General features: G+C 69.3%; 24 protein-coding genes and 1 other RNA gene. 12 read left to right on the forward strand and 13 right to left on the reverse strand.

The window, feature by feature from the left end:
- Positions 1–11: 11 nt before the first annotated feature.
- Positions 12–296 carry a hypothetical protein gene (locus BKA16_RS17470; RefSeq protein WP_221246906.1) on the reverse strand — a complete coding sequence of 95 codons (285 nt, stop codon included), beginning with the start codon at positions 294–296 and terminating at the stop codon, positions 12–14.
- Between the two features lie 79 nt (positions 297–375).
- Here BKA16_RS17470 and BKA16_RS17475 point away from each other — a divergent pair, with 79 nt between their 5' ends.
- The 4 genes from BKA16_RS17475 to BKA16_RS17490 all read left to right on the forward strand — a co-directional run bounded on the left by BKA16_RS17475 (position 376) and on the right by BKA16_RS17490 (position 3324).
- Entirely contained in the window at positions 376–648 is a 273-nt protein-coding gene (locus BKA16_RS17475) for a hypothetical protein (RefSeq protein WP_183371869.1), read from the forward strand.
- 563 nt (positions 649–1211) lie between these two features.
- Positions 1212–2108, forward strand: a complete 897-nt coding sequence (locus BKA16_RS17480) for a hypothetical protein (RefSeq protein WP_183371870.1) — start codon at positions 1212–1214, stop codon at positions 2106–2108.
- Between the two features lie 11 nt (positions 2109–2119).
- A complete protein-coding gene (locus BKA16_RS17485; RefSeq protein ID WP_183371871.1) occupies positions 2120–2707 on the forward strand; it encodes an FKBP-type peptidyl-prolyl cis-trans isomerase in 588 nt (195 codons plus the stop codon).
- A 74-nt stretch (positions 2708–2781) separates the two neighbouring features.
- Positions 2782–3324 carry an FKBP-type peptidyl-prolyl cis-trans isomerase gene (locus tag BKA16_RS17490; RefSeq protein WP_183373154.1) on the forward strand — a complete coding sequence of 181 codons (543 nt, stop codon included), beginning with the start codon at positions 2782–2784 and terminating at the stop codon, positions 3322–3324.
- 7 nt (positions 3325–3331) lie between these two features.
- Here BKA16_RS17490 and BKA16_RS17495 read toward each other — a convergent pair whose 3' ends face one another.
- From BKA16_RS17495 to glnA, 3 genes are all read right to left on the reverse strand, one after another.
- Entirely contained in the window at positions 3332–4432 is a 1101-nt protein-coding gene (locus tag BKA16_RS17495; RefSeq protein WP_183371872.1) for an alpha/beta fold hydrolase, read from the reverse strand.
- Between the two features lie 106 nt (positions 4433–4538).
- Positions 4539–7544 carry a bifunctional [glutamine synthetase] adenylyltransferase/[glutamine synthetase]-adenylyl-L-tyrosine phosphorylase gene (locus BKA16_RS17500; RefSeq protein WP_387996004.1) on the reverse strand — a complete coding sequence of 1002 codons (3006 nt, stop codon included), beginning with the start codon at positions 7542–7544 and terminating at the stop codon, positions 4539–4541.
- A 9-nt stretch (positions 7545–7553) separates the two neighbouring features.
- Positions 7554–8891 (reverse strand): type I glutamate--ammonia ligase, encoded by a 1338-nt coding sequence (gene glnA / locus BKA16_RS17505; RefSeq protein ID WP_183371874.1) that lies wholly within the window; start codon positions 8889–8891, stop codon positions 7554–7556.
- A 259-nt stretch (positions 8892–9150) separates the two neighbouring features.
- On the opposite strand from glnA, the gene panB reads away from it, so the two are divergent.
- Genes panB through BKA16_RS17520 form a run of 3 tightly spaced genes read left to right on the forward strand, consistent with a single transcriptional unit; the run spans position 9151 to position 12471 of the window.
- On the forward strand, positions 9151–9993 hold the full coding sequence (panB, locus tag BKA16_RS17510) for a 3-methyl-2-oxobutanoate hydroxymethyltransferase (protein ID WP_183371875.1): 843 nt from the start codon (positions 9151–9153) through the stop codon (positions 9991–9993).
- A 17-nt stretch (positions 9994–10010) separates the two neighbouring features.
- Entirely contained in the window at positions 10011–10967 is a 957-nt protein-coding gene (pip, locus tag BKA16_RS17515) for a prolyl aminopeptidase (RefSeq protein WP_183371876.1), read from the forward strand.
- 22 nt (positions 10968–10989) lie between these two features.
- Positions 10990–12471, forward strand: coding sequence for a CYTH and CHAD domain-containing protein (locus tag BKA16_RS17520; protein WP_183371877.1), 1482 nt, complete (start codon positions 10990–10992; stop codon positions 12469–12471).
- Positions 12472–12567: 96 nt separating this feature from the next.
- Here BKA16_RS17520 and BKA16_RS17525 read toward each other — a convergent pair whose 3' ends face one another.
- From BKA16_RS17525 to BKA16_RS17540, 4 genes are all read right to left on the reverse strand, one after another.
- Complete coding sequence (locus tag BKA16_RS17525) at positions 12568–13986, reverse strand: RNB domain-containing ribonuclease (protein ID WP_183371878.1); 1419 nt, start codon at positions 13984–13986, stop codon at positions 12568–12570.
- 65 nt (positions 13987–14051) lie between these two features.
- Positions 14052–14466: RNase P RNA component class A (gene rnpB, locus BKA16_RS17530), an RNA gene on the reverse strand.
- Between the two features lie 28 nt (positions 14467–14494).
- Positions 14495–16039 carry an MFS transporter gene (locus tag BKA16_RS17535; RefSeq protein WP_183371879.1) on the reverse strand — a complete coding sequence of 515 codons (1545 nt, stop codon included), beginning with the start codon at positions 16037–16039 and terminating at the stop codon, positions 14495–14497.
- Positions 16036–16785 carry an SDR family oxidoreductase gene (locus BKA16_RS17540; RefSeq protein ID WP_246371809.1) on the reverse strand — a complete coding sequence of 250 codons (750 nt, stop codon included), beginning with the start codon at positions 16783–16785 and terminating at the stop codon, positions 16036–16038. The genes BKA16_RS17535 and BKA16_RS17540 overlap by 4 nt, the downstream gene beginning before the upstream one ends.
- A gap of 84 nt (positions 16786–16869) precedes the next feature.
- Between BKA16_RS17540 and BKA16_RS17545 the strand changes: the two genes are divergently transcribed.
- Together BKA16_RS17545 and BKA16_RS17550 are read left to right on the forward strand one after the other, a co-directional pair.
- Positions 16870–17352, forward strand: a complete 483-nt coding sequence (locus tag BKA16_RS17545) for a winged helix-turn-helix transcriptional regulator (protein ID WP_183371881.1) — start codon at positions 16870–16872, stop codon at positions 17350–17352.
- A 3-nt stretch (positions 17353–17355) separates the two neighbouring features.
- A complete protein-coding gene (locus tag BKA16_RS17550) occupies positions 17356–18159 on the forward strand; it encodes a thioesterase family protein (protein WP_183371882.1) in 804 nt (267 codons plus the stop codon).
- A 7-nt stretch (positions 18160–18166) separates the two neighbouring features.
- Here the strand turns inward: BKA16_RS17550 and BKA16_RS17555 are convergent, their stop codons facing one another.
- From BKA16_RS17555 to cobC, 4 genes are read right to left on the reverse strand one after another with little or no spacing between them, the layout of a single operon-like run.
- Complete coding sequence (locus BKA16_RS17555; RefSeq protein WP_183371883.1) at positions 18167–18832, reverse strand: histidine phosphatase family protein; 666 nt, start codon at positions 18830–18832, stop codon at positions 18167–18169.
- Positions 18825–19586: a CT398-like coiled coil hairpin domain-containing protein gene (locus tag BKA16_RS17560; RefSeq protein ID WP_183371884.1), complete on the reverse strand. Its 762-nt coding sequence runs from the start codon at positions 19584–19586 to the stop codon at positions 18825–18827. Before BKA16_RS17560 ends, BKA16_RS17555 begins: the two co-directional genes overlap by 8 nt.
- Before the next feature lie 13 nt (positions 19587–19599).
- Positions 19600–20724 carry a Nif3-like dinuclear metal center hexameric protein gene (locus tag BKA16_RS17565; protein WP_183371885.1) on the reverse strand — a complete coding sequence of 375 codons (1125 nt, stop codon included), beginning with the start codon at positions 20722–20724 and terminating at the stop codon, positions 19600–19602.
- Entirely contained in the window at positions 20721–21797 is a 1077-nt protein-coding gene (gene cobC, locus BKA16_RS17570) for an Rv2231c family histidinol phosphate aminotransferase CobC (protein WP_183371886.1), read from the reverse strand. Before cobC ends, BKA16_RS17565 begins: the two co-directional genes overlap by 4 nt.
- Before the next feature lie 30 nt (positions 21798–21827).
- On the opposite strand from cobC, the gene BKA16_RS17575 reads away from it, so the two are divergent.
- Genes BKA16_RS17575 through BKA16_RS17585 form a run of 3 tightly spaced genes read left to right on the forward strand, consistent with a single transcriptional unit; the run spans position 21828 to position 23999 of the window.
- A complete protein-coding gene (locus BKA16_RS17575) occupies positions 21828–22514 on the forward strand; it encodes an HAD hydrolase-like protein (protein WP_183371887.1) in 687 nt (228 codons plus the stop codon).
- Positions 22507–23010, forward strand: a complete 504-nt coding sequence (locus BKA16_RS17580) for an arsenate reductase/protein-tyrosine-phosphatase family protein (RefSeq protein WP_183371888.1) — start codon at positions 22507–22509, stop codon at positions 23008–23010. The genes BKA16_RS17575 and BKA16_RS17580 overlap by 8 nt, the downstream gene beginning before the upstream one ends.
- A 17-nt stretch (positions 23011–23027) precedes the next feature.
- Positions 23028–23999, forward strand: a complete 972-nt coding sequence (locus BKA16_RS17585; RefSeq protein WP_183371889.1) for an SURF1 family cytochrome oxidase biogenesis protein — start codon at positions 23028–23030, stop codon at positions 23997–23999.
- A gap of 78 nt (positions 24000–24077) precedes the next feature.
- Here BKA16_RS17585 and BKA16_RS17590 read toward each other — a convergent pair whose 3' ends face one another.
- Complete coding sequence (locus tag BKA16_RS17590) at positions 24078–24974, reverse strand: cobalamin biosynthesis protein (RefSeq protein ID WP_183371890.1); 897 nt, start codon at positions 24972–24974, stop codon at positions 24078–24080.
- Positions 24975–25006: the final 32 nt, after the last annotated feature.

A 25006-nucleotide genomic window follows, 5' to 3' on the forward strand; every position in this document is an offset into this window, starting at 1 on the left:
TTCCGGGGGAGTCAGTCCCCGATGTACCCGGTCTCTGGGTCGATCATCGCGAGAAAGTCCCTGATCGCCTCCTCGTGGTCAGGAGGGGGCGTGTCGGGCGCCGGGTCGACGTACTTCCCCGAGCCGGGAAGTATCGTGCCGGCGCCGGCATCGATGTACTCGAACCCGCGAACGCGGCCGGAGAATCCGTAGTTGGGGTTCGGGCCGGACACCCAGTCGTACGTCCACACGCCGTCTGTTTGTCTGACGATGAATGTTTCACCGTCGACGACAATCTGCGCACCGTCATCGTCCACCACCACAGGCTAGCTGCGCACGAGCCGTAGGGGCTGCATCGCCGTCTGGGGTGCTGTAACTATCCGTATCGTGAAAGCAGTGTTCATCGGATTGTTCTTCGCGGGTGTGATCCTCGCGGTGGTGACGCTCGTCGTGGCCGGCGTTGTGTCTGCTGCAGTCCGTACGCTTCGAGGTCAGTGGTCGAGTGCGCAGGTGACGATCTTGGTCTCCGCCGCGCTATGCGCCGCAGCCGTTGTCGCGGTGGGTTGGCCGCGTACCTGGTTGACCGCTCTGGTCGTAGCGGGCGGCTCATCGCTCGTACTGGTCGTCGTGTCGGTGGCCCTCGCATTCCGGGCTCGCTCCCGGAGCTGACAGAAGTGACAGAAGTGCTGCCTCGATCGGGTTCTGTCAGTTCTGTCAGGGAGTGCTTGTGTCCCTTGTCGCCCTTCTGTCACCACTTTCCGGATCGGGGAAAGCAGTCCGCGGTAAGTCCGCCGCAACTCCAGAACAGGACATCTCCACCAAACACACGCAACGCCCTGACCTGGCAAGAGTCGGTTCAACCGTCGTCGGCAGTGATTGCAAACTGCCTGCACGGAGTTCTCGCTCCACTACGACTGCTGACTCGCGCAGTTCCAGGACGCCACCGCGCTTCCGGTCGCCGCGCTCGGGCGGATTCACGGCCTCCGAGGGACCGGCCGCCGGTTGGTCCGCCGACCGCCGACGCGGCGTGTGCGGCGCGGCGGAGAGGCCGCTCATGGCGATCCGCAGCCGTCGAACCGATCACACCGACCCGGCGTGCCGGGCGATCCACGCTGATCACACGCATCGGCCGAACCGCCTCGACCGCGGCGGCTGTCATCGGCACGATGCGCGGCCCGGACTCGTCACCGGGTACGCTGCGACGTCGAGTATCAACATGATGTGGAGGTCGAGTGAGTTCAGACGGAGGGCGCCATCGGGCCGGACCCGACGGCGAGAGTCGCTCGTCGCTGCCACCGGCACTCGCGGTGATCGCCGTGGCTCTGGTGGTAGTACTGGGTGTCGGCGGATACCTCCTCCTGCGGTCCACCGACGACGGGACCCCGACAACGACTCGCACCTCCACTCCACGGCCGACGGCCTCGGCCGCCGATCTGCAGTCCTCGTTCGACGCGTTGAAGCTTCCGATTCCGACCGGGATCGCGATCGTGCCGGTGGGCGGGGGCGATCCGATCCTCGCCGGCGACCAGAACGTCCACGCCGCGTGGTCGACGATCAAGGCTCCCCTCGGGCTCGCCGCCGAACGCAAGCACGGTATGAGCCGTACCGAGGCGGCCGCCGTCGTCGACTCCGACAACGAGTCGGCCCGCGTGCTCACACGTTCGCTCGGTGATCCCGCCGACGCGTCGCGGGAACTCGAGACGGTCCTGCGCGAGGGCGGCGACACCACGACCCGTCCCGCACGTCGGCACGGCGACGACTACCCGATGCTCGGCGAGACGATGTGGAGTCTGGCCGACTCGGCCACCTGGACGTCGAACCTGCCGTGCATGACCGGCAGCGACCACATCGTCGAGCTGATGCGCGACGTCTCGCGGGTACAGGAGTGGGGGCTGCGGCGTGTCGGCGACCAGACCCCGGTCAAGGGCGGTTGGGGCGAGATGCCCGACGGCGGATACCTGGTACGACAGATCGGAGTGGTCGGGCTCCCCGACGGCGACCGGGTCGCGGTGTCGATCAGCACCCACGAGCCCGGGATGACCTTCGAGGAAGGCACTCGCAACCTCGACCGCGTCGCGACATGGCTCACCGAGAACCTGCACCGGCTGCCCGGCGGGGCCTGCGGGTAATCTGGCCAACCATGAAGCTCAAGCCTCTGATCCTGGTCCCCGCCGCCGTCGCCGCCCTCGCGCTGGCCGGCTGTTCGTCGGACGATTCGCCGAAGGCCGAAGAAGGCTGCCCGCCTGTCCCCGCCGAATACAAGGCCAACCCGACCTGGCAGGTCGAGGGGACCTCGGGCTGCGCGGTGTTCACCGTGACCGACGACGCCAAGAACCAGGCGCCGCTCATCGAGATCGCCACCCCGTTCTCCGTCGACGAGACCCAAGTCAAGACGCTGATCGCGGGCAAGGGCCCGAAGGTGGCCGAGGACTCGAACGTCAACGTCTTCTACGAGGGCGTCAACGGCACCACCGAGAGCGTGTTCGACAGCGCGTACGAGCGGGGCGAGCCGACCGCCTTCCAGCCCAAGGGCGTGGTGAAGGGCTTCAAGCAGGCCCTCGTCGGACAGAACGTCGGATCGACCGTCGCCGTGGTGATCCCGCCGAAGGACGGCTACGGCGAGGAAGGCGGCGGAGACGGATACATCGGCGGCGAGGACACCATCGTGTTCGCCGTCAAGATCATGGGCCTGGCAGCGGCTCCCGCTCCCGCGCAGGCCGGCCAGTGACCCCCCGGCCAGAAATCCCCGGTCGCGCCGCCCGGCTCAAGCCGCTCATCCTCGTCCCGGTCGCGCTCGCGGCGCTGGCATCGGCGAGCTGCTCGTCGGACGACTCGTCGAACGCCGACGACTCCACAGCGCCGGCCGCCGCGTCGACGACGACGTGCCCGACCTCGGTTCCCGCGGCGTCGACTCCCGCCGACTGGACGCTCAAGGGCGTGTCGGGATCGGTGAACGTCGTCGCGCCGACCGCCGACCGCGCCCCGTCGATCACGGTGACCGAACCGTTCGCGGTCGACGAGACCGTGGTGAAGACGCTGACCCCGGGCACGGGTGCGGATGTGCACTCCGATTCGATGGTCACCGTCTGCTACGAGGGAGTCGACGGGAAGACGGGCGACGTGTTCGACAACGCTTTCGAACGCGGCAGACCGGCGCAGTTCAGCCCGGCCGAAGTGGTCCCGGGCTTCAGTCAGGCGCTCGTCGGGCAGAAGGTCGGCGCCTCCGTCGCGGTGGCGATGACGCCCGCCGACGGCTACGGTCCGTCCGGTAACCCGGATGCGAAGATCGGGGGCACCGACACGCTGGTCTTCGCGCTGACGATCCTCGACTCGACCTCGTACTGACTCGTGCCTACTTCCCCGGCATCGCCGCGAACGGCTTGATCAGCTCGGGTGCGCCGCCGGTGCGACGCAGCAGCGGGCTGCCGAAGAACGGCGCCACCACCTGGCACGGAACCACACGGGTCGGCTCGTCGTCGAGCGCGTTGACCACATAAGCCGCCGCCCGGGGTGACCCGCAGATGCCCAGGTGGTCGGACAGGTCTTTGACGCAGCCCGCCTGCAGCACGATGTTGTGGACCGTCACGCCGTCGCCGCCGGGCACCTGACCGGAGGTGAACGGGCGCACCAGCTCGTCGTGGACGGTGGAGATGTTCGTGTACTCGATACCGGGCACGTACGGACCGCCGCCCGAGTTCATCTTCGTCAGGAACTCCGACCCGCCCATCATCTGTGGGAGCGCACGGCACGGGATCACCGTCGCCGGATCGAGGCCGAACCGCTTGTTGGCGCCGGTGAACACGAGGCTCGCGGCGTCGAGCACCGAGGTCCCCTGCCACAGCGGCGCCAACGACACGTACTTGGCGATCCGGTCGGCGCCACCGAGGAACTTGGCCCAGTAGTTCGGGACCAGGGTGCCCTGCGAATGTCCCACCACATGGACTTTCTCGGCGCCCGTCGCGGCCAGCACCTTCTCGACGAACTCGCCGAACTCGCCCGCGCTCTCCTCGATCGGCTTCATCCCGCCGAGTGCCGAGATCGGCCAGCGGGAGCCCTCGATGGCTCCGAACGTCATGCTGAACACCGAATACCCGGCGTCGGTGAGCAACGGCACGTACGTGCCCCAATTGGTCTGAGCCCCTCCCCCGGTGCCGTGCATCAGAATCACCGGGATCGGATGATCCGGGTCGAGCGGATCGTCCCACCGGTTGGCGCCCGGCAGATCGCCGCCGGGATTGGCCAGCTCCGGACCGATACCGGCGAAGAAGTCGTAGACCACACGGCCCTGCGCATCGTTGTGCTCGCTCCCCAACGGCACGATCTCCTTCGGAAACCGTTGCACCACTTGGTTTCCGATCACGAGCAGGGGTTTGGTGACCTGCTGCCCGATCCGTACCGAGGCGATGATGCCGTCGGCGAGCGCACGCCCGATACTGCTGCGGACGGTCCCCACGTGTTCTCCTGCCTGGCGAGACTTCTGACGCAGCCGCCTGGCCGCCGATCATCCCCGGAAGCCTACGGGACGTCCGACGCGGCGCCGAAATCGTCGCCGTGCAGCCTCAGCCGCCGAACACCTCGGTCACCACGGCCTTCGCCCGGCGCGTCACCCGCATGTAGTGCTCGAGGAACTCGGTCGCCTCCTCCTGCGGCCACCCGGCCGCATACGCGACGGCGCGCAGCTGACGGCCCGGGCCGGGGAGCTGGTCGACGGGCTTTCCGCGCACCAGGACCAGAGCGTTCCGCGCGTGGGTCGCGGTGATCCACGCGTCCGTGAGCATCTCCACCTCATCGGTCGACAGGATCTTCTCGGCCTCGATGGCCTCGAGCGTCTCCAACGTCGACGTGTTGTGCAGTGACGGGTACTCGTGCGCGTACCTCAGCTGAGTGAGCTGAACCGTCCACTCGATGTCGGCGAGACCGCCGCGACCGAGTTTGGTGTGCGTGGCCGGATCGGCACCGCGCGGAAGACGTTCGGAGTCCACGCGCGCCTTGATCCGACGGATCTCCCGGACGGCGTCGGGCGAGACCCCACCGGCCGGATACCGGATCTCGTCGACCATGTGCAGGAAGTCCAGTCCCAGTTCGGCGTCTCCGGCGACGGCGTGCGCACGCAGCAGCGCCTGCACCTCCCACGCCTGAGCCCACTGGTCGTAGTAGGCCTTGTAGGACGCGAGGGTGCGCACCACCGGACCGTTGCGGCCCTCGGGTCGTAGACCGACGTCGACCTCCAACGGAGGATCGGCGCTCGGCGATCCGAGCATCGACCGCACCTGCTCGGCAACGGTCTGCGCCCACTTGACGGCCTCCGACTCGTCGGCCCCGTCGACCGGGTCACAGACGAACAGCACGTCGGCGTCCGAGCCGTACCCGAGTTCGCTGCCGCCGAGGCGGCCCATCCCGATCACCGCGATCCGCGCCGGAGCGTCGCCGTCCCGGGTGCGCAGCGACTCCTCGACCACCTTGTCCAGCGCCGCGTCGAGGACTGCCGCCCACACGGTCGACAACGCACGGCACACCTGCTGCACACTCATCAGACCGAGGATGTCCGCCGACGCGATGCGCGCGAGTTCGGCCCGCCGATGCGAGCGGGCGACGGCGATCGCCTTCGTCAGGTCCTTGGCCCGGCGCATCGATGCGCGCAGTCCCTTGGCGACGTCGGCCGAATCGACCTCGGTGAGCTTGGGACCCGTCGCCCCCGTCGAGTACAGCGCGATCACGTCGGGCGAGCGCATCAGCAGATCCGCGATGAACTCGCTGGTGCCGAGCACCCGCATCAACGACTCCGCGACCACACCGTCGTCGCGCAGCAGCCGCAGATACCAGTCGGTGGTGCCCATCTGCTCACTGAGCTTGCGGTAGTTGAGCAGTCCCGCATCGGGGTCGGGTGCATCGCTGATGTGCTCGAGCAGCCCCGGCAGGATCAACGACTGGATGGCGCCCGAGCGCCCGGGAGTGGATGCCAACGCTCGGATGTGGGCCAACGCCCGGTCGGGCATCGCGTAGCCGAGCGCGGCCAGCTGCCGCATCGCCGAGTCGTCGGTCAGACGCAGCAGACCCTTCTCCTGCCGGGCCACCGACTCCAGCAGTGGACGGTAGAACAGCTTCTCGTGCAGTTGACGAACGCGGGCGAGCTGGCTGCGCAGCTCTCGGTCGAGCACCTGCGCCGCGCCGCGGTCACCCTGCGGACGGATGTGCGCGGCCCGGGCGAGCCACCGCACGGCGGCCTCGTCGTCGGGGTCGGGCAGCAGATGGGTCCGCTGGAGCCGCTGCAGCTGGAGCCGGTGCTCGAGCAGCCGAAGGAACTGGTACGACGCCGCGAAGTTCGCGCCGTCGTCGCGACCGATGTAGCCGCCCGCGGTCAACGCGTCGAGGGCGTCGACGGTCGCCTGGACGCGCAGCGAGGCGTCCACGCGGCCGTGGACCATCTGCAGGAGCTGCACGGCGAACTCGACGTCGCGCAGACCTCCGCGGCCGAGTTTCAGATTGCGCGCCTTGTGTTCGACGGGCACCAACGATTCCACGCGCCGCCGCATGGTCTGCACCTCGACGACGAAGTCGTCGCGCTCGGAGGCGTCCCACACCATCGGCGACATGGCGATCACGTAGTCGCGGCCCAACGCCATGTCGCCGGTCATCGGACGCGCCTTGAGGAGCGCCTGGAACTCCCAGGTCTTGGCCCACCGCGTGTAGTAGGCGATATGCGACTCCAGAGTGCGGGTCAGCGCCCCCGACTTGCCCTCCGGGCGTAGACCGGCGTCGATGTCGAAGAAGGCCAGGGAACCGATGCGCATCATCTCGCCCGCGATCCGTGCCGAGGTCGCATCGGCGGGTTCGGCGACGAACACGATGTCGACGTCGCTGACGTAATTGAGCTCGCGCGCACCGCACTTGCCCATGGCGACGACGGCGATCCGGTTCTCCAACGGCGCGTCGCCGAGGACCTCGGCGATCGCGACGGCCAGGGCCGCCGTGAGCGCGGCGTCGGCGAGATCGGCCAGGCGTCCGCCCACCTCCGGCAGGTACAGGACGGGTTCGTCTTCGACGGTCGCCGCGAGATCGTGCGCGGCCAGGATCAGGATCTGGTCCCGGTACGCGCGCCGCAGCGCGCCGATCGCATCGGGGCCGGTGACCGTGGCACGAAACACCAGGTCGGTGTCGCCGGCGCCCGGTTCGGCGGCCGCGTCGACGGAGGCCAGCAACGCGCCACGCGACTGCTCGACGGTCGGCATCCCGTCGTCGATCAGCAGTCGCCACGACTCCGGTTCGGCGATGACGTGATCGGCGAGCGCATCCGAGGACCCGAGCACCGACAGCAGTCGGCCGCGGAACGGCTTGGACGAGCGCAGCAACCGATCGATCTGCGGCCACGATTCGTCGTCGCGCTCGCGGAGTCGGATGAGTGCGCGCAGCGCGAGATCGGGGTCGGGCGCCCGCGAGAGCGACCACAGCAGGTCTGCCGTGTCGGAGCCGAACCACCCGAGAGCGACGAGGTGTTCCCGAGCGTTCTCGTCGAGCAGCCCGAGCCGACCCGGGCTCGGGACTGCGGACCGTCCTGGCCTAGTCACATGCACCCCTTACAGCGGCAGGTAGCTCTCGAGTTCGAACGGAGTCACCCGGCCTCGGTAGGCCGTCCACTCGGCCCATTTGTTGCGCAGGAAGTAGTCGAAGACGTGCTCGCCGAGCGTCTCGGCGACCAGCTCGGACCCCTCCATCGCGGTGAGCGCCTCGGCGAGCGAACCGGGCAGCTCCTTGTACCCCATCGCGCGGCGCTCGGCAGGCGTCAACGCCCACACGTTGTCCTCGGCCTCCTCGGGCAGCTCGTAGTCCTCCTCGATGCCCTTGAGCCCGGCGGCCAACATCACCGCGAACGCCAGGTACGGGTTGCATGCGGAGTCGGGGCTGCGCACCTCCACGCGACGCGACGACGCCTTGTTCGGCGTATACAGCGGCAACCGCACCATCGCCGACCGGTTGGCGCGCCCCCAGGTGGCCGCGGTCGGTGCCTCGTCGCCGTAGACCAGTCGCTTATAGCTGTTGACCCACTGGTTGGTGACGGCACTGATCTCGTTGGCGTGCTGGAGGATTCCGGCGACGAACTGTTTGCCGACCGGCGAGAGCTGCAGCGGGTCGTCCGGATCGTGAAACGCGTTGCTGTCTCCCTCGAACAGACTCAGGTGCGTGTGCATCGCCGATCCGGGGTGCTCGGTGAACGGCTTCGGCATGAAGGTGGCGCGGACGCCGTCGTTGAAGGCGACCTGCTTCACCAGGTAGCGGAAGGTCATCACGTTGTCGGCCATCGACAGGGCGTCCGCGTACCGCAGGTCGATCTCCTGTTGGCCGGGCGCACCCTCGTGGTGGGAGAACTCGACGGAGATCCCCATCGACTCGAGCGCGTCGATCGCGTGCCGACGGAAGTTGGGCGCCTCGTGGTGGAACGTCTGGTCGAAGTAGCCGCCGCCGTCGGCCGGGATGGGCGGGGTGCCGTCGAACGGCGTGTCCTTGAGGAGGAAGAACTCGATCTCCGGGTGAACGTAGCAGGTGAATCCCTGATCGGCCGCCTTGTTGAGCTGACGACGCAGCACGTTGCGCGGATCGGCCCACGACGGGGTGCCGTCGGGCATCGCGATATCGCAGAAGATGCGCGCCGAGTACTGTTTGTCGTCGCTGATCCACGGCAGGATCTGGAACGTCGACGGATCGGGTTTGGCGACGGTGTCCGCCTCGGACACGCGGGAGAAGCCCTCGATCGCCGAACCGTCGAATCCGATGCCCTCGGAGAACGCGCCTTCGAGCTCGGCGGGCGCGATCGCCACCGATTTCAGATAGCCGAGGATGTCGGTGAACCACAGCCGGACGAAGCGGATGTCGCGCTCCTCGAGGGTGCGCAGCACGAATTCCTGTTGGCGATCCATACTCGAACCCTAGTGCCCTGCCGTTACGCGCGTGTTACACCGTCCCGTTCGGTGCCGGGCACTCGACTCCTCGTGTCCCACCGGCCGCTGCGGCGAGTCGGTGCGATGCAGGCACGGGGTCCGCCGCTGCTCGAACATCCTGTGACGAACCCCACCATTGCGCCCCTGCCGATCTCCGGTCCGCGGTGGAACAATCGAGGGCGTCCACACCAACCCGGGTACCCGCTCCGCGGGACTCGAGGCAGAAATGAGGCAAGTCATGTCGGAAGCAAACCCGTACGGTTCCGCCGCGCCCGTGTCGTCGCCGCGCCGCCCGACCCGCATTCAGCACATCGCGAAGTGGAAGTCTGAAGGCCACAAGTGGGCGATGCTCACCTGTTACGACTACTCCACCGCCCGCATCTTCGACGAGGCCGAGATCCCGGTCCTGCTCGTCGGCGACTCCGCGGGCAACGTCGTCTTCGGCTACGACACCACCATTCCCGTCAGCATCGACGAGATGATCGTCATCGCGCGCGCCGTGGTGCGCGGCGCACCGCACGCCCTCGTCGTCGTCGACCTGCCGTTCGGCAGCTACGAGAGCGGTCCCCAGCAGGCACTCGAGTCGGCCGTCCGCATCTTCAAGGAGACCGGCGCGCACGCGGTCAAGCTCGAGGGCGGTGAACGCGTCGCGCCGCAGATCGCCGCACTGACCGCCGCGGGCATCCCGGTCATGGCACACATCGGCTTCACCCCGCAGAGCGTCAACGGCCTCGGCGGCTACCGCGTCCAGGGTCGGGGCGACGCCTCGGACCAGCTCGTCACCGACGCGATCGCCGTTCAGGAGGCCGGCGCTTTCTCCGTGGTCATGGAGATGGTGCCCGCCGACATCGCGGGGCAGATCGCCCGCAAGCTCACCATCGCCACCGTCGGCATCGGCGCGGGCAACGAGACCGACGCACAGGTCCTGGTCTGGCAGGACGCCGCCGGTTACACCCACGGCAAGACCGCCAAGTTCGTCAAGAAGTACGCGAACATCGGCGAGGAACTCGGCAACGCCGCTCGCCAGTACGCGAGCGAGGTCGCCTCGGCGTCGTTCCCCGGTCCCGAGCATTCGTACTGACCGATAGGGTCGAACGCATGCGCACCCTGTACCCGGAGATCGAGCCGTATGCGTCCGACCGTCTGTCCGTCGGTGACGGACAGCAGATCTACTGGGAGACCACCGGCGACCCCGACGGGAAGCCGGTGGTCTTCGTGCACGGCGGCCCCGGCGGCGGAACATCCGCCGATCAACGCCGCTTCTTCGATCCGGCGAAGTACCGGATCGTGCTGTTCGATCAGCGCGGCTGCGGCAAGTCCACACCGCACATCTCCGACGGCGCGGACCTCTCGGTCAACACGACGCAGAACCTGATCGCCGACATGGAGAAGCTGCGCGAGCATCTGGGCGTCGACCGCTGGCAGGTGTTCGGCGGATCGTGGGGCTCCACCCTCGGCCTGGCCTACGCGCAGACTCACCCCGAGCGCGTCACCGAACTCGTGCTGCGCGGGATCTTCCTGCTGCGCCGCAGCGAGATCGACTGGTACTACAACGGCGGCGCCGCCAACATCTACCCCGACGCGTGGGAGCGGTATCTGGAGCCGATTCCGGAGACCGAGCGTGCCGGCGACCTCGTCGCCGTCTACCACCGGTTGCTCACCGGCGACGACCGCGAGCTCGCTCAGCGAGCAGCCAGCGCGTGGGCCGATTGGGAGGGACGCACCAGCCACCTCGCACCGCGACCCGCGTCCGGGGACGGCGGCCCGTGGGACCTCGCCTTCGCCACCATCGAGAACCACTACTTCACCCACCGCGGCTTCCTCGACGAAGGGCAGCTGCTCCGCGACGTCGCCCGGATCGAGCACATCCCCGCCGTGATCGTGCAGGGCCGCTACGACGTCGTCTGCCCCATGCGCAGCGCGTGGGATCTGCACCGCGCGTGGCCGTCGGCCGACCTGCACGTCGTGGACGACGCCGGGCACGCATCGTTCGAGCCGGGTATCGTTCATCACCTGGTCGAAGCCACCGACCGATTCGCTGTTTCCGCTGGTTGATCCCACACAGGAGCATAAGAGAATGAGCGCCCACGAGTCCCTCGAGATCGAGCTGAAGTTCGATGTGGACGCGGGACTGCCCGCGCCCGACCTGGCGGGTCTGGTCCCGGACGGACGGGTCGGCGAGCCGGCCACTTACCTCCTCGAGGCCACCTACTACGACACCGCCGACACCGTGCTGGCCCGCAACCGCACCACACTGCGTCGGCGGACCGGCGGCACGGACGGCGGCTGGCACCTCAAGCGGCCGTCGACGACCAAAGCGGCGCGCCGTGAGATGAGCGTCTCCTTCGACGACGCGCCCGCCGATGACGGTGTACCCACCGTGCTGCGCGACCAGATCGCCTCGATCGTCCGTCTCGGCGAGCTCGTTCCCGTCGCGACGATCACCACCGATCGCACCGTGACGTCCGTCTTCGACGCCGAGGGCCGTGAACTGGCCGTCTTCTGTGAAGACCTGGTGTCGGCGGAGTCGCTGCTGCCCGGCGGCGAGGTGACCCGATGGGCCGAATGGGAGTTCGAACTCGTCCACGGCGACGGCGCCCTCCTCAAGCGCGCCAAGGCGTTCCTCAGGGAGGCCGGCGCCCGGAAGGCGTCGAGCGTGTCGAAACTCGCACGCGCCATCGGTTCGACACCGACCGACGTCGAACGCCGCGCCGCAGGCAAGAAGTCGACGGCACTCGAACTGGTCCTGTTCGATCTGGCCGCCCACCGCGACGCGCTGGTCGCCTACGATCCGTTGGCCCGCGAGGACGCACCCGACGCGGTCCACCAGATGCGAGTCGCCGCCCGCAAGCTGCGTTCGGTGCTGACGTCGTATCCGCTGGTGATCGCACCGGAGCAGACGAGGCCGATCGCCGACGAACTCAAACTGCTCGGCGAGGTGCTCGGCGACGCCCGCGATCTCGAGGTCGCGTTGGAGACCAACGAGTTGATGCTCGCGCGCGAACACGCGCCCGGGGACCTCGTCGGGGTCCTCATCGAGGGCGAGCGGATCCGCCACGAACGCGCGCTCAAGTCGATGCGCTTCGCGTTGTCGACCGAACGCTACCTCGCACTGCTCGACGATCTGGACCATCTCGTCGACGCACCGACCCCCGGACCGGACGCCGACAGTCCGGCCCGCGAGGTGGCCGCCGAGGCGATCGCGGCGTCGTACCGACGGTTGAAGAAGGCCCAGCGGAATCTGCGCGACTACGACGCGTGGTCGCCCGACTGGGTGGAACAGCTGCACACGATCCGCAAGCGCGCCAAGGCCACCCGCTACACGGCCGAGTCCGCCGATTCGCTGCGTCGATCGTCGTTCGCCGAGATCGGCGCGTTCGCCAAGGCCGTCCAGACCCAGCTCGGCGTGTTCAACGACACCGCGGTGAATCGCGCCCGTCTGGCCGAGGTCGCCGAGCGCACCCCACTGAGCCCCGCGGCGATGTTCGTGCTCGGCCGCATCGACGCACGGGAGGAAGCTCGCGGACGCAAAGCCGTGAAGGCGTACCGGAAGTTGTGAACCGGTCGGGAGTCGCGGCTCCCCTCTGAGCGATGTCCGCGCCCCGCGGATCGAGACAGCTCCGGCGAACGGGCGAGAATCGATCGGAGAAGGACACTAGCCCGCGACGCGGAAGCGGACCACGCCCTCGGCCGCGTCGGCCACGGTCACCTCCACAGTGCACCGCGTTCCCGCAGAGGGGGCGCCGTCGCAGGCGCCGATGATCGCGGGCGAGGGGATGAACACCTCGGCGGCCCGGTCACCGCTCGCATCGCGCATGACGACGGCGTCGAAGCGTGCGCCGATCTGGTCGGCGAGCACTACTGCCTCGGTGAGGTCCACGCTGCGTCGTTCGGCGGTCGAGGCCAGTTGGTCCGACGACGCCATCTTCTTCCGCGCGGGGCCCAGCGCAGCGGTGACCCACTCGGGAACGTCCCGACCGGCCGTCACGGCCAGGCACGTCTCCGTGGCGAATCGGTCGGCGAGACGACGCAGTGGCGCCGTGACGTGCGAGTACTCGCCGCCGACACCCGCGTGCACCACGTCGTCGTCCGGGTAGTCGGTCCCCGGTTCGAGGACCAGGTAGCCCGAACCACGCATGAGCCGCGCGCCGACCGTCATCAACGCGAGCGTCGTCGGCTCGTGTGCGGGCAGCGAAGCGAGGAATTCTCCGGGAGACGCCCCCTCACTCCAGTCGACGCCGAGATGACGCGCGGCGGCGCGCAGTTCGGTGACCGCCTCGTGGGATGCGGGCGGTACGGTGCGCAGCAGCCCGATGCCGGCCTTGCGCTGGATCTCGCCCGCGCACATGCCGACGAGCAGCGACACCTGTGCGTTCCAGTTGTCCGCCGGAGTCCGCGGCGCGAGTTGCAGCGTCCACGCCCGGCCGCCCCGGTGCGGCACGATCTCCTGATCGGGCAGATCGAGTTGGACGGCGCCGCGGCGCAGCGACCAGTCGAGCCTGGTCTGGCCGAACGTCGGCAGCGCGGCGATCGACGGATGGAGACGGCCCGCCTCGTGGTCGGCCATGACACCGGCGTAGTCGAATCTCTCGCGGGAGCGGACCGTCGCGCGTTCGAGGTCGACGTCGGTCACCTCGCCCGCCGCGTCGACGTGCACGGTCCAGAGGACGGCGGGACGCACCTGATCGGGCAGCAGGGAGCCGATCCCCTCCGACAGGTCACGCGGGTGCAGCGGCACGCTGCCGTCCGGGAAGTACATCGTCTGTCCGCGGTCGCGGCTGGCGGCGTCGACCGCTCCACCCGGTTCGACCAGTGCGGCCACGTCGGCGATCGCGTAGTGGACGACGAAACCGTCGCCGTCGGCCACCACCCGGAGCGCCTGATCGAGGTCCTGCGACCCCGGCGGATCGATCGTCACCAACTCGACGTCGGTCCGGTCGACGCGATCGTCGGCGAACCGATCGACGGCGCCGCGCGCCTCGGCGACCGCCTCCGGCGCGAAGTCCACGGTGAGGTCGAGCTCCGCGCGAAGACGGTCGAAGTCGATGGCCGGTGCGAAGACTCTGCGCTGCATGAGTCGAATGTATCTCGACTCCGATCAGCGGGAGCCCTCCGCACGATCGGCCGGTGCGACGAGGGCGAACGAGCCGACGTGTAAGCCGGATCCTGTTCCGGCCCCGAAGGACCGGTGGCGACCATCCATCTGGACACACCGTCGCCGGGTGCCTCAAGCAGCCAACCCGCGAGCTCGGACGAGCAGTCCTCGTACACTCGCGCATCCGCACCGCGCGCGGTGCGGACTTCGGCCTTGCTCCGGGTGGGGTTTACCGAGCCGTCGCGGTCACCCGCGTCGCTGGTGCGCTCTTACCGCACCGTTTCACCCTTACCTCTCCGCGAGCGGAGGGGCGGTCTGTTCTCTGTGGCACTGTCCCGCGGGTCGCCCCGGGTTGCCGTTAGCAACCACCCTGCTTCTGTGGAGTCCGGACTTTCCTCGGCGGTGAGCCTGCGCGATGGATCGCGTGGTTCTCCTCGCCGCGGCCGCCCGGTCGGCTCGTTCGCCGTTCGAGAATACCCCAGACCCCTCAGCTCGCAGGCCGGTGCCGGACCCACACGAGCGTGGGCACCACCACCGCGAGGACGACGATCGCCGCGACGAGGACACCGACGTGGAACGCATCGGTGAAGGCGACGGTCACCGCACGATCGACCACCGAGGCGACGGCGGGCGGCAGGCCCGCGGTGCTCGCTCCGTTCTCCGCACCGTCGACGATCGTGTCGGCCGTCGGGCCCGGCAGTCCGGCATCGGTCAGCCGTTCGCCGAGTCGCGATGCGAAGCCCGTGGTCAGGATCGTGCCCAGCACACTGGCGCCCAGCACATTGCCGAGCTGCCGGAACATGTTGACCGCCGAACTCGCCATGCCCGCCTGCTCGTGGCGGACGCTGATGATGGCGGCCGCGGTCGACGGTGCGATCAGCAGTCCGCTGCCGACTCCGACGACGAACAGTCCCGGCCACAGGTGCGCGAAGTCGCGTCCGGGGACGGCGAACAGCAACAGGAAGATGCCCGCGGACATGATCGCCAGACCGATCGACAACAGGAACTTGAAGCCGATGCGCTGGGCCAGTCTCGCCGCCACGGGACTGAGCAGAATGAACGGCACGAACATCACCAGCGTCCGCACGCCCGCACCGAGCGCCGACACGCCTTGCGCATGCTGGAGATACAGGACGGTCAGCAGCGCGGTGCCGGTGAAACCGAACATGGTGACCGTCGCGACCCCCATCACCGCGCTGAACGAGCCGGACGCGAACAGTCGTACGTCGACCATCGGATCGTCGTGCCGCGCCTCGTACCAGCCGAATCCGACGAGTGCGACGACCGCGACGACGAAGCAGGCGAGGATGGTCGGCGATGCGTAGCCGAGCGGCTTGCCCTCGATGATCCCGAAGGTGAGCGCGCCGACGGCGACGGTGCCCGACGCGATGCCGATCAGGTCCAGGCGACGGCCGGTCTGACGGGTCTCCGGCACCCACGCGATGGTGCCGACGAGGGTCATCACCCCGAGGACCACGTTGATGAGGTACACCGAGTGCCAGGACAGATGCGCCAGGAGAAGACCCGCGCACAACGGCCCGACGGCCAGCCCCAGACCGGAGCTGCCCGCCCAGATCGACACCGCCTCCGTGCGCTCCTTCGGATGCACGAAGAGCTGGCTGACCACGGCGAGCCCGGCGGGAAGGATCATCGCTCCGCCGAGCCCCATCACCGCCTGGGTGGCGATCAGCGCGGCGGCCGATCCCGAGAAGAAGGCGCCCAGGCTCCCGACTACGAATACGAGGGAACCGACACCGAACACCGTCCGCCGTCCGACGATGTCGGCGAGTGTGCCCGCGGCGAGGATCAGGGTGGCGACCACGAGACTGTAGGCGCTGGTGATCCAGACGACCTGCGTCATCGACGCGCCGAGGTCGTCCTGGATCGTCGTGAGCGCACCGATCGTCGAGGACACGTTGACGAAGGCCATCATCGTCCCGACGCACACGACGGCGAGCGCGGCCCAGCGTCCGGGTGCCTTGGTCGGCGTCTCGTCGTCGACGACGGGCGGGCTCGTGGAGAGGTCGCTCATCGTTCGCCGCCTTCGGAGTCGTGCGCCGTCGCACCGGTGTACGGCGCCGTCTCGGCGAATGCTCCGCTGCTGATGGTCGGCAGCATCGCGTGCATCTGCGCGGTGAGGTCATCGGCGAGGATCTCAGTGGCGCCCGCTTCGAGTCCGTCGAGAACCACTCCGACGATGTCCCGCGCCGACGACTTCGGCACGTCGAGGCCGGCGGTCATCGGTGTGTCGACGTAGGCGAAGTGCGCGCCGACCACCCGGGTGGACTGTGCGGCGAGTTCGATGCGCAAGGCGTTGGTGAGTCCCCACAGCGCCGTCTTCGACGCCGCATACGACCCCGGTTGCGACAACCAGCTCAACACCGAGTGGACGTCGACGATCGCCCCGCCACCGCGAGCGGCGAGGACCGGCGCGAACGCGCGCACCAGCGTCAGCGGCCCGAACACGTTGGTCTCGAACGTCGCCCGAATGTCGGCGAGGTCGGTGGTCAACAGCGAGGGGTCGCCGCCGCCGCCCGCGTTGTTGACGAGCACGTCGACGTCGTTCGCCGCGACCGCCGCGGCCGCGATCGCATCGGGGTCGGCGACGTCCAGGCGCAACGGCACGATCCGCGGATCGTCCCAGTCGACGTCGCGGCGGGCCGCGGCGTAGACCTTCGTCGCACCCCGTGCACGCGCCTGCCGCACGAATTCGCGACCCAGGCCGCCCGTCGATCCGGTCACCAGGACTGTCGCGCCCGGCAATTTGGAGCCGTCCATCATCATTCCTAACTTTAATTGGATGAAGTCAGACGGAATGCTAGCATTTGACTTCAGTTGACAAAAGCCAGAGGAGGAGTCGCGATGCACCTGCGGGAACAACTCGCCGATCGGTCGACGTGGACGATTCAGGGCCGGTGCCCGGTGGAGAAGGCGATGAAGGTGGTCGGCTCGCGGAACGCGATGCTGATCATGCGCGAGGCGTTCTACGGCACGAGCCGGTTCGCCGACTTCGCGTCGTTGGTGGGGATGTCGACGGCGACCACGGCGTCGAACCTCAAGGCCCTCACCGAGGCCGGGCTGCTGGAACGACGCCCCTATCGGGACGACGGCGCGCGGGTCCGCGACGAGTACGTCCTCACCCCGGCGGGCACCGACCTCATGCCCGTCGTCCTCGGCCTGTTCGCCTGGGGATCGACGCACGCCGACTCGCTGCCGCCCGTCGAACTGACGCACACCGGATGCGGTGAGCCGGTGCAGGTGCATGTGACCTGCGCGGCTGGGCACGAACTCGCCACCGACGACATCGATGTGCGCGTCCGCGCCGCCGACGACCGAGAGGACTGATCGATGACCGACGACTTCACCCGGGCGACCACCGTCACGGCGACCGACGATCCGCACCGTTTCCACGCCGAGGTCGATCCCCGCTGGACGGTGGTCGGCAATCCCAACGGCGGCTACCTGCAGGCGATCGCCGCACGTGCGGCGACGGCGTCGTCTCCGCATCCGCATGTCGTCGCGGCGACGACGACCTTCGTGGCGGCGCCCCGACCCGGCGCCGTCGTGCTCGACACCGAGGTCCTGCGTTCGGGACGGACCGCGACGCAGATCCGTGCGCGACTGTCGCAGGAGGGAACGCCGCGCCTGGAGACGGTGTTCGTCTTCGGCGACCTCACCGCGGCGACCGCACCGCAATGGGAGTCGGCCGACCAGCCCACGGCGGGTCTGCCGTTCGCCGAGTGTCCCCGGTTCGCCCCGCCGCGCGAGGTGTTCCCGGTGGAGCTGCTGCACACCGTCCACCTGCACATGGAGGACTCATCGCTCGCCTTCACCCGCGGCCGGGGTCGCGGGATCGGCGAGATGCGGGGCTGGCTCGACCTCCCCGATCAGGCACCGCACGATCCGTTCTCGCTGCTCCTGGCCGCCGATGTGATGCCCGCCGCGACGTTCGACGTCACCGAGCCCGGTTGGGTGCCGACGCTGTCGCTGTCGACGTACGTGCGCGCGCTGCCGGTCCCGGGACCCGTGCAGGTCCTGCTGCGGGCCAACCTGATCCGGGGTGACCGCGTCGACGAGACGTGTACGGTCCGCGACCGGACGGGCGCGATCGTCGCCCAGTCGCACCAGCTGGCGGGCATCCGGATGCCGTGAGCCGCGCCTACTGCAGGTGCGCGGTGTCGTTCACCAGCCGGACCACCGACCCGCCGTCGGGGTAGAACTCGACGATCGAATACGACGTCAGATCCAGATGCAGACGGAACAGCAGCTCGGGTCCCACCCCGAGCGCGCCGCGCAGGAAGGTCTTGATCGGCGTCACATGGCTCACCGCGAGCACCGTCTGGCCGGGGTACTGGTCGACGAGATCGTCGCGGACCTGCGCGATCCGCCGCCCCACCTGGGCGAAGCTCTCCCCGTTCGGCGGTGCGACGTCCACATCGCTCAACCACTTCCGGTGCAGGCGGCCGTCGCGCTGGGACGCCTCGGTGAACGTCAGGCCCTCCCAGTCGCCGAAGTCGGTCTCGATGAGGCCGTCGTGCACGGCGACGTCGAGCCCGAGGACGCGAGCGGCGAACTCGGCGGTGGCCCGTGTGCGCATCAGCGGCGACGAGACGATCGCGTCGATCGGCCCGAACGGCGTGTCGACGAGTCGCGTCGCGGCCGCCGTCGCCTGTTCGAGGCCCAGGTCGGTCAGTGCGGGATCGCCGTGGCCGGAGTAGCGACGCTCCACCGACAGCGGTGTCTGGCCGTGACGCAGCAGGACGATGCGCGTCGGCGGTGCCGTCTGGCCCTGCCAGCTCGGAGCGGGCGCGGTCGAGTCACTCACTCCGGCGCCCCTGTCCCGGCAGGCCGGAATGGCTGGTGCGCACCATGATCGCACCGCATTCCTCGCACCGGATCACCTCGTCCTCATCGGCCGCTGCGATCCGCGACAGCGTCCGGGGGTCCAACTCCATCCGGCACGCGCCGCAGCGCCGCGCCTGGACCAGTCCGGCGCCGACCTGCCCGCGCCCGCGCAGCCTGTCGTAGATCCCGACGAGTTCGGCGTCGATCGACGCGGCCATCGCGCCTCGTCGTTCGGTGAGATCGGCCGACCGCGCGTCCACCGCCCGCGCCGACTCGTCTCGTCGAGCCACCAGATCGAGTTCTTTCTCGGTGAGCGTCAACAGCGTCGCCTCGGCCCGATCGGCCTCGGCCGAGGTGGCTTCCTGCTGCTCCATCAACTCGAGCATCTCGCTCTCGAGATCGTCACGACGGCGCTCCAACGACTCCGCCTCGTGTTGGAGCTCCACGAGCGCCTTATGGCTGATCAGTCCGCCCGCGATCGTCTCCTTGTCGCGTGTGAGATGGTCGTTCATGCCGGTCAGCTCACCGTCGAGCCGGTCGGCGACCCCGGCGAGCTGATCGACGGACACGCGCGAGGCCGCCACGTCCTCGCGCGCGGACTCCAGCTCGGTCGTGAGCGCGGCGAGCTCGGCGTCCTCGGGCAGCGTCTTGCGGCTGTGCGCGGTCTTGGCGATCTCCGCATCGAGTTCGGCGAGGTCGAGCAGCAGACGCTGCTGGGCTGCAGAGGCTTTCACGGGCACACTCCTGTCATCGAGGGCGTCGGGCGACGACCGCGAACGGATCGGTGGGGGTCGCGAACACGCTGGTCTCGCAACCGAACTCGGACAACATCTCGGCGGCCTGCGCGCACCACGGGAACTCGGTGGACCAGTGGCCCGCATCGACCAGCGCTGGAGCGCCGACCCGCATCGCCTCGTCGACCACATGGTGGCGCAGATCGCCGGTCACATAGGCGTCGACGCCGGCCCGGGTCGCCGCCGACACCAGCGAATCGCCCGCACCCCCGCAGACCGCGACGGTGCGAATCGTCGACGACGGGTCACCGGATGCGCGGACCGGCCACGCGGCAGCGGGCAGCGATGCGCCGACGTGCTCGACGAACTCGTCGAGCCGCATCGGCGACGGCAGCCTGCCGACGCGACCGAGCCCGAGGTCGCTGTCGACCCGGGCCTGTTCGAAGACGTCGAAGGCGGGCTCCTCGTACGGGTGCGAATGCCGCAGCGCGGCCAGCACCGCCGACCGCAGGCGACGCGGTGCGACTATCTCGACGCGTTCCTCGTCGACCCGCGTCAGTTCGCCGACACCGCCGATCGCGGGCGACGCGTCGCCGATCGGCAGGAACTGGCCGGTGCCGACCACTCCCCACCGGCAGTCGCGGTAGTCGCCGATGGCACCGGCGCCGACGGCGAACATCGCTTCGCTGACCTGGTCGACGTTCGCTTCGGGCACCATGACGACCCATTTGTCGAGTGACGGCGCGGGCTCGACGTCGAGGGGAACAGTGTCGACCAGACCGAGTGCGTCGGCGAGAGCGTCGGAGACGCCGGGCCGAGCCTTGTCGGCGTTGGTGTGCGCCGAGTAGAGCGCACAGCCGGAGCGGACGAGTCGGTGCACGATAGCGCCCTTCGCCGTGTCGGCGCCGACTCCGGTGACCCCCCGCATCAGCAGCGGATGGTGCGCCAGCACGAGTTGCGCACCGGCGGCGATCGCCTCGTCGACCACGGCGTCGGTCACGTCGACGCACACCACGATGCGGTCGGCCGGCTCGGTCGGATCGCCGCAGACGAGGCCGACGGCGTCCCACGACTCGGCGAGCGACGGCGGGTAGGCCTCCTCCAGGCGCGCGATCACGTCGGCGAGGGTGCGGGTCATCGGATCGTCTCCCCTGTCTCGAATAGGTCCCTCACATCTTGCATGGCCGCGACGAGCGCGTCGCACTGTTCGGGCGGACGCGCGGCGAGCCGCAGATGGTCGGCGTCGAGTCCCTCGAAGTTGGCACAGCTGCGCACCGAGAAGCCGCGCTCGCGCAACGCCTGTTTCCAGCGCCAGGCGTCCGGGACGCGAATCAGGACGTACGGCGCGCGGGGCGGGGCCTGCGGCCGCAGGCCGATCTCGGCGAGCCGCGTCACGAGGTGGGCCCGTTCGGCGGCGACGGCGTCGGCCTGTACCCGCGTGTACGCCCTGCCCTCGGGCGACAGACACGCCGCCAGCGCCGCGAGCGTCAATGTTCCGACCGCCCAGTGGCGACGACCGGCGGTCATCCGAGCGATGAGCTCCGGTGCGGCCAGCAGGTAGCCGGCTCGGAGGCCGGCCAGACCGTAGGTCTTGGTGACCGAGCGTACGACGATCACATCGTCGGCTTCGACGTCGGCGATCGACTCCGGTTCCAGTCGGTCGCCGTCGAGAGTGAGGTCGGCGAACGCCTCGTCGACGACCACGATCCGGCCGGGCCTGCGCAGCGCGAGGACGTCCTCGCGCGGGTGGAGCACCGACGTCGGGTTGGTCGGGTTGCCGACGACGACGAGATCGGCGTCCTCGGGTGTCGCCGCGTCGGCGAGCGCCCACGGCGCGTCCAGCGTGACGTGAGTGATCCGCACGCCGGTGGCGGCCAGCACCCGTTCCGGTTCGGTGAACGACGGTTGGATCAGAGCGACGTGTCGCGGGCGCAGTCGCGTGATCAGCTCGAATCCCTCGGCGGCGCCGCCGAGGAGCAGCACCGACGACTCGTCCCGTCCGTGCAGGTCGGCGACGAGTCGGCCGACGGTGCGGGCCTCGGCGTCGGACGGATACGCGGCGAGATCGGCGACCCGCTCGTGCAGGGCCTCGGCCACGAAGTCCGGCGGTCCGGGCCGGACGTTGACGGCGAAGTCGACCAGCGACGCTTCCACGTCGGCGTCACCGTGCCGGTGGCGGTCGCGCAGGTGGTCGGGGACGTCGATTGTCATGATGACTCAGCCTACGTGCACGATGAGTTCATGATTCCGGCCTCCTCGCACACCGTCGCACTCTTCGATCTGGACGGAACAGTCACCGACAGCTATCCGGGGATCACCCGGTCGTTCCTGTACGCGCTCGAGGTGCTCGGCGAGCCCGCGCCGCCCGCCGAGTTCCTGCAGAGCATCGTCGGCCCGCCGCTGGTCGAGTCGCTGCGCGCACTCGGCTACGACGAGCCGACCGCCGCAGCGGCCGTCCGCGCGTACCGGGAGCGATACGACGTGACCGGGTGGCTGGAGAACTCCGTCTTCGACGGCATGGCCGAGCTCCTGCGCGACCTCGCGGCGACGGGACGGCGGATCGCGCTCGCGACGAGCAAGAATCAGCGGATCGCCCAGAACATCGTCGAGCACTTCGGTCTGACCGCGTGCTTCGAGTACGTCGGGGGCGCTGACGACGCGGTCGGCCGGGCGGACAAGGAGTCGGTGGTGCGACACGTCCTGGAGACCCTCGACGTCGACCCGGCGACGGTCCCGGTCGTGATGATCGGTGACCGATCTCACGACGTCGAGGGCGCGGCCGCGTGCCTCGTCCCCACGATCGGCGTCCGATGGGGTTACGCTCACGCTGGAGAACTGGAAGCCGCCCTGGAACGATCCGGCGGCCTGGGATACGACCTGCCGATCGTGGAGACGGTCGAGCAACTGCGAAAGGTACTCGGTGTCTGACAACGCGGCGGCTTCGGCCGCAGGCCGCGCCCTGCACATCTGTTTCGTCTGCTCCGGCAACATCTGTCGGTCGCCGATGGCCGCGTCGATCTTCACGCGTGTCGTCGACGAGGCCGGACTCGCCGATCTGGTCCGGGTCACGAGCGCGGGCACCGGCGGGTGGCACGTCGGCGAACCGGCCGACAACCGCGCTCGCACCGAGCTCCTGGCCCACGGGTACTCCGACCAGCACGTCGCCTCGCAGCTGACACCGGATCATCTCGCGGCGGACCTGCTCGTCGCCGCCGATCGCGGGCACGTGGCCGAACTCGACCGTAAACGCCTCGGCGACCGCGTGCGTCTGCTGCGCAGCTTCGATCCCGACGCCGACGGCGAGGACGTGCCCGATCCGTACTACGGCACCCAGGACGACTTCGCGTTGGTGCGCCGTCAGGTGGAGGCGGCGATGCCGGGACTGTTGGCGTGGACGAACGAGACGCTGGCCACACGCGACTGACACGTATTCTGTAAGGCGTGCGCGTCCTACGAACCTTTCTGAAGCCCGGGTGGCTTCTGCTCCTGGTGTTCGTGGTCGCCTTCGCCGCCGCGTGTTTCGCGATTCTCGCTCCGTGGCAGCTCGGCAAGAACTCCGACACCGAGCATCGCAACGATCTGTTACGCGCCGCGGTCGACACCGCGCCGGTTCCCCTCGATCGCCTCGCTCCGCCCGACACGCCGCTGAATCCGGACGACGAATGGCACGAGGTGACGCTCACCGGACGGTACCTGCCCGACGATCAGGTGCAGCTGCGATTCCGGTACTCGGAGGAACGGCCCGCGATCGAGGCTCTGACTCCATTCCGCGTGCAAGGCTCCGACCGGACGATCCTGGTGAACCGAGGCGTCGTCGCAACCGGTCCCGACGGGCAGGTCGACGTGTCGCCGCCTCCGACCGGGGACGTCTCCATTCAGGCTCGGCTACGCAAGACGCAGGGCACCAGTCCCGGCAAGGAGCCCCGCGTGGAGGGCGGTGTACGGACCGCGTACACGATCGACGTCGCCCAGCTGTCCAGGCTCACCGGAGTCGGCCTGGACCCGTACTACCTGCAACTCTCCCCCGGACAGCCCGGTGCACTCGGCGAGATAGAACTGCCGCAGCTCGAATCCGGACCGTTCCTGTCGTACGGCCTGCAGTGGCTGGCGTTCGGTGTGATGGTCCCGCTCGGCGCCGCGTACTTCATCTACAGCGAGGTCAAGGCGCGTCGGAACCGCCGCGAGTCCGACGCCGAGGACGAGCCCGTCGATGTCCCTCGGCCCGATCTCGCGGCCAAACCGAAGAGCCGCAGCCGCGCCGAACGCGATCGGATGCGCCAGATGCTCCGCGACTCCGGTTCGCTCTCCGGCAACGACCTCGACGTCAAGGCGACCAGCGTCATCGGCGACGGCGCCGCCGAGACGGCCGACGACGCGGTCAAGACCAAGCTCGCCCAGCGCTACGGGAAGTGATCGCGGTCTGACTCCGGCGCACTCGTCGGCGTCGATCGATGCCCGCCTGGTGGCTCGGATCGACGCCGACGACGGGATTCACATCCGCCCGATCACGGCGAGCAGCGCCGCGGCGCGTTGTACGCTCCGCGACAGCGCCACGGCCCGACGCAGGTCGGCGGCGAGCGGAGCGGGACCGTCGCCCAGTCGGGGGCGGTCTTCGACGCCGTGCGAGTATTCGGTGCGGCCGCCGAGGCTGATGTCCAGGGCACCGGCGAACGCGGCTTCGACGACCCCGGCGTTGGGGCTCGGGTGCGCCGCGGCGTCCCGTCGCACCGCGGTCCACGTCTGCCGTGGCCTCCCGGACACCGCGGCGACGAGCACTGCCGTCGCCCGGGCGGGCACCAGGTTCGCGGCGTCGTCCAGACGCGCGGCCGCCCAACCGAAGCGCCGGTAGCGGTCCGATCGGTATCCGACCATCGCGTCGAGAGTGTTGGCTGCGCGGTAGCCGAGCATGCCCGGCGCTCCGGCCGCCGCTCCCCACAGGAGCGGCGCGACTGTCGCATCCGAGGTGTTCTCGGCGATCGACTCGACCGCGGCCCGGCAGATCCCGGCCTCGTCGAGCCTGCTCGGATCACGTCCGACCAGCCCGGAGACGAGAACGCGGGCCGTCTCGACGTCGCCGGTGTCGAGCGCGTCGGCGATGTCGTCGCCGACGCGGCAGAGCGAGGTTCCGCCGAGCGAGGTGAACGTCGCCGCGGCGACGCCGACCGCTCCACCGCGCCGAGCGATGGATCCGGCGACGACGCCCACGCCGATCCAGCCGCTCGCGAACACCGCGCCCCGGACCCGGTCGTCCCGGTACACGCGCTTCTCCACCGCGGACACCCCGGTCCCGAACAGGGCGACCGGATGCCCGCGCCGTGGATCTCCGAACACCCCGTCGGCGAGGGCCCCGAGGGCGATTCCGATCCGGTCGTGCAGGCGCTGGCGCATCCGGTGATCGTATCGAGTCCCGATATGATCGA

The organism is Gordonia humi (genome assembly GCF_014197435.1).
Classification (GTDB): domain Bacteria; phylum Actinomycetota; class Actinomycetes; order Mycobacteriales; family Mycobacteriaceae; genus Gordonia; species Gordonia humi.

What these genes read in the sequence shown, in the direction of transcription:
- BKA16_RS17485 (WP_183371871.1), top strand. Translation starts at nt 2,120, where the DNA reads ATGAAGCTCAAGCCTCTGATCCTGGTCCCCGCCGCCGTCGCCGCCCTC.
- glnA (WP_183371874.1), bottom strand. Translation starts at nt 8,891, where the DNA reads ATGGATCGCCAACAGGAATTCGTGCTGCGCACCCTCGAGGAGCGCGAC.
- panB (WP_183371875.1), top strand. Translation starts at nt 9,151, where the DNA reads ATGTCGGAAGCAAACCCGTACGGTTCCGCCGCGCCCGTGTCGTCGCCG.
- pip (WP_183371876.1), top strand. Translation starts at nt 10,011, where the DNA reads ATGCGCACCCTGTACCCGGAGATCGAGCCGTATGCGTCCGACCGTCTG.
- BKA16_RS17520 (WP_183371877.1), top strand. Translation starts at nt 10,990, where the DNA reads ATGAGCGCCCACGAGTCCCTCGAGATCGAGCTGAAGTTCGATGTGGAC.
- BKA16_RS17525 (WP_183371878.1), bottom strand. Translation starts at nt 13,986, where the DNA reads ATGCAGCGCAGAGTCTTCGCACCGGCCATCGACTTCGACCGTCTTCGC.
- BKA16_RS17535 (WP_183371879.1), bottom strand. Translation starts at nt 16,039, where the DNA reads ATGAGCGACCTCTCCACGAGCCCGCCCGTCGTCGACGACGAGACGCCG.
- BKA16_RS17540 (WP_246371809.1), bottom strand. Translation starts at nt 16,785, where the DNA reads ATGGACGGCTCCAAATTGCCGGGCGCGACAGTCCTGGTGACCGGATCG.
- BKA16_RS17545 (WP_183371881.1), top strand. Translation starts at nt 16,870, where the DNA reads ATGCACCTGCGGGAACAACTCGCCGATCGGTCGACGTGGACGATTCAG.
- BKA16_RS17550 (WP_183371882.1), top strand. Translation starts at nt 17,356, where the DNA reads ATGACCGACGACTTCACCCGGGCGACCACCGTCACGGCGACCGACGAT.
- BKA16_RS17565 (WP_183371885.1), bottom strand. Translation starts at nt 20,724, where the DNA reads ATGACCCGCACCCTCGCCGACGTGATCGCGCGCCTGGAGGAGGCCTAC.
- cobC (WP_183371886.1), bottom strand. Translation starts at nt 21,797, where the DNA reads ATGACAATCGACGTCCCCGACCACCTGCGCGACCGCCACCGGCACGGT.
- BKA16_RS17575 (WP_183371887.1), top strand. Translation starts at nt 21,828, where the DNA reads ATGATTCCGGCCTCCTCGCACACCGTCGCACTCTTCGATCTGGACGGA.
- BKA16_RS17590 (WP_183371890.1), bottom strand. Translation starts at nt 24,974, where the DNA reads ATGCGCCAGCGCCTGCACGACCGGATCGGAATCGCCCTCGGGGCCCTC.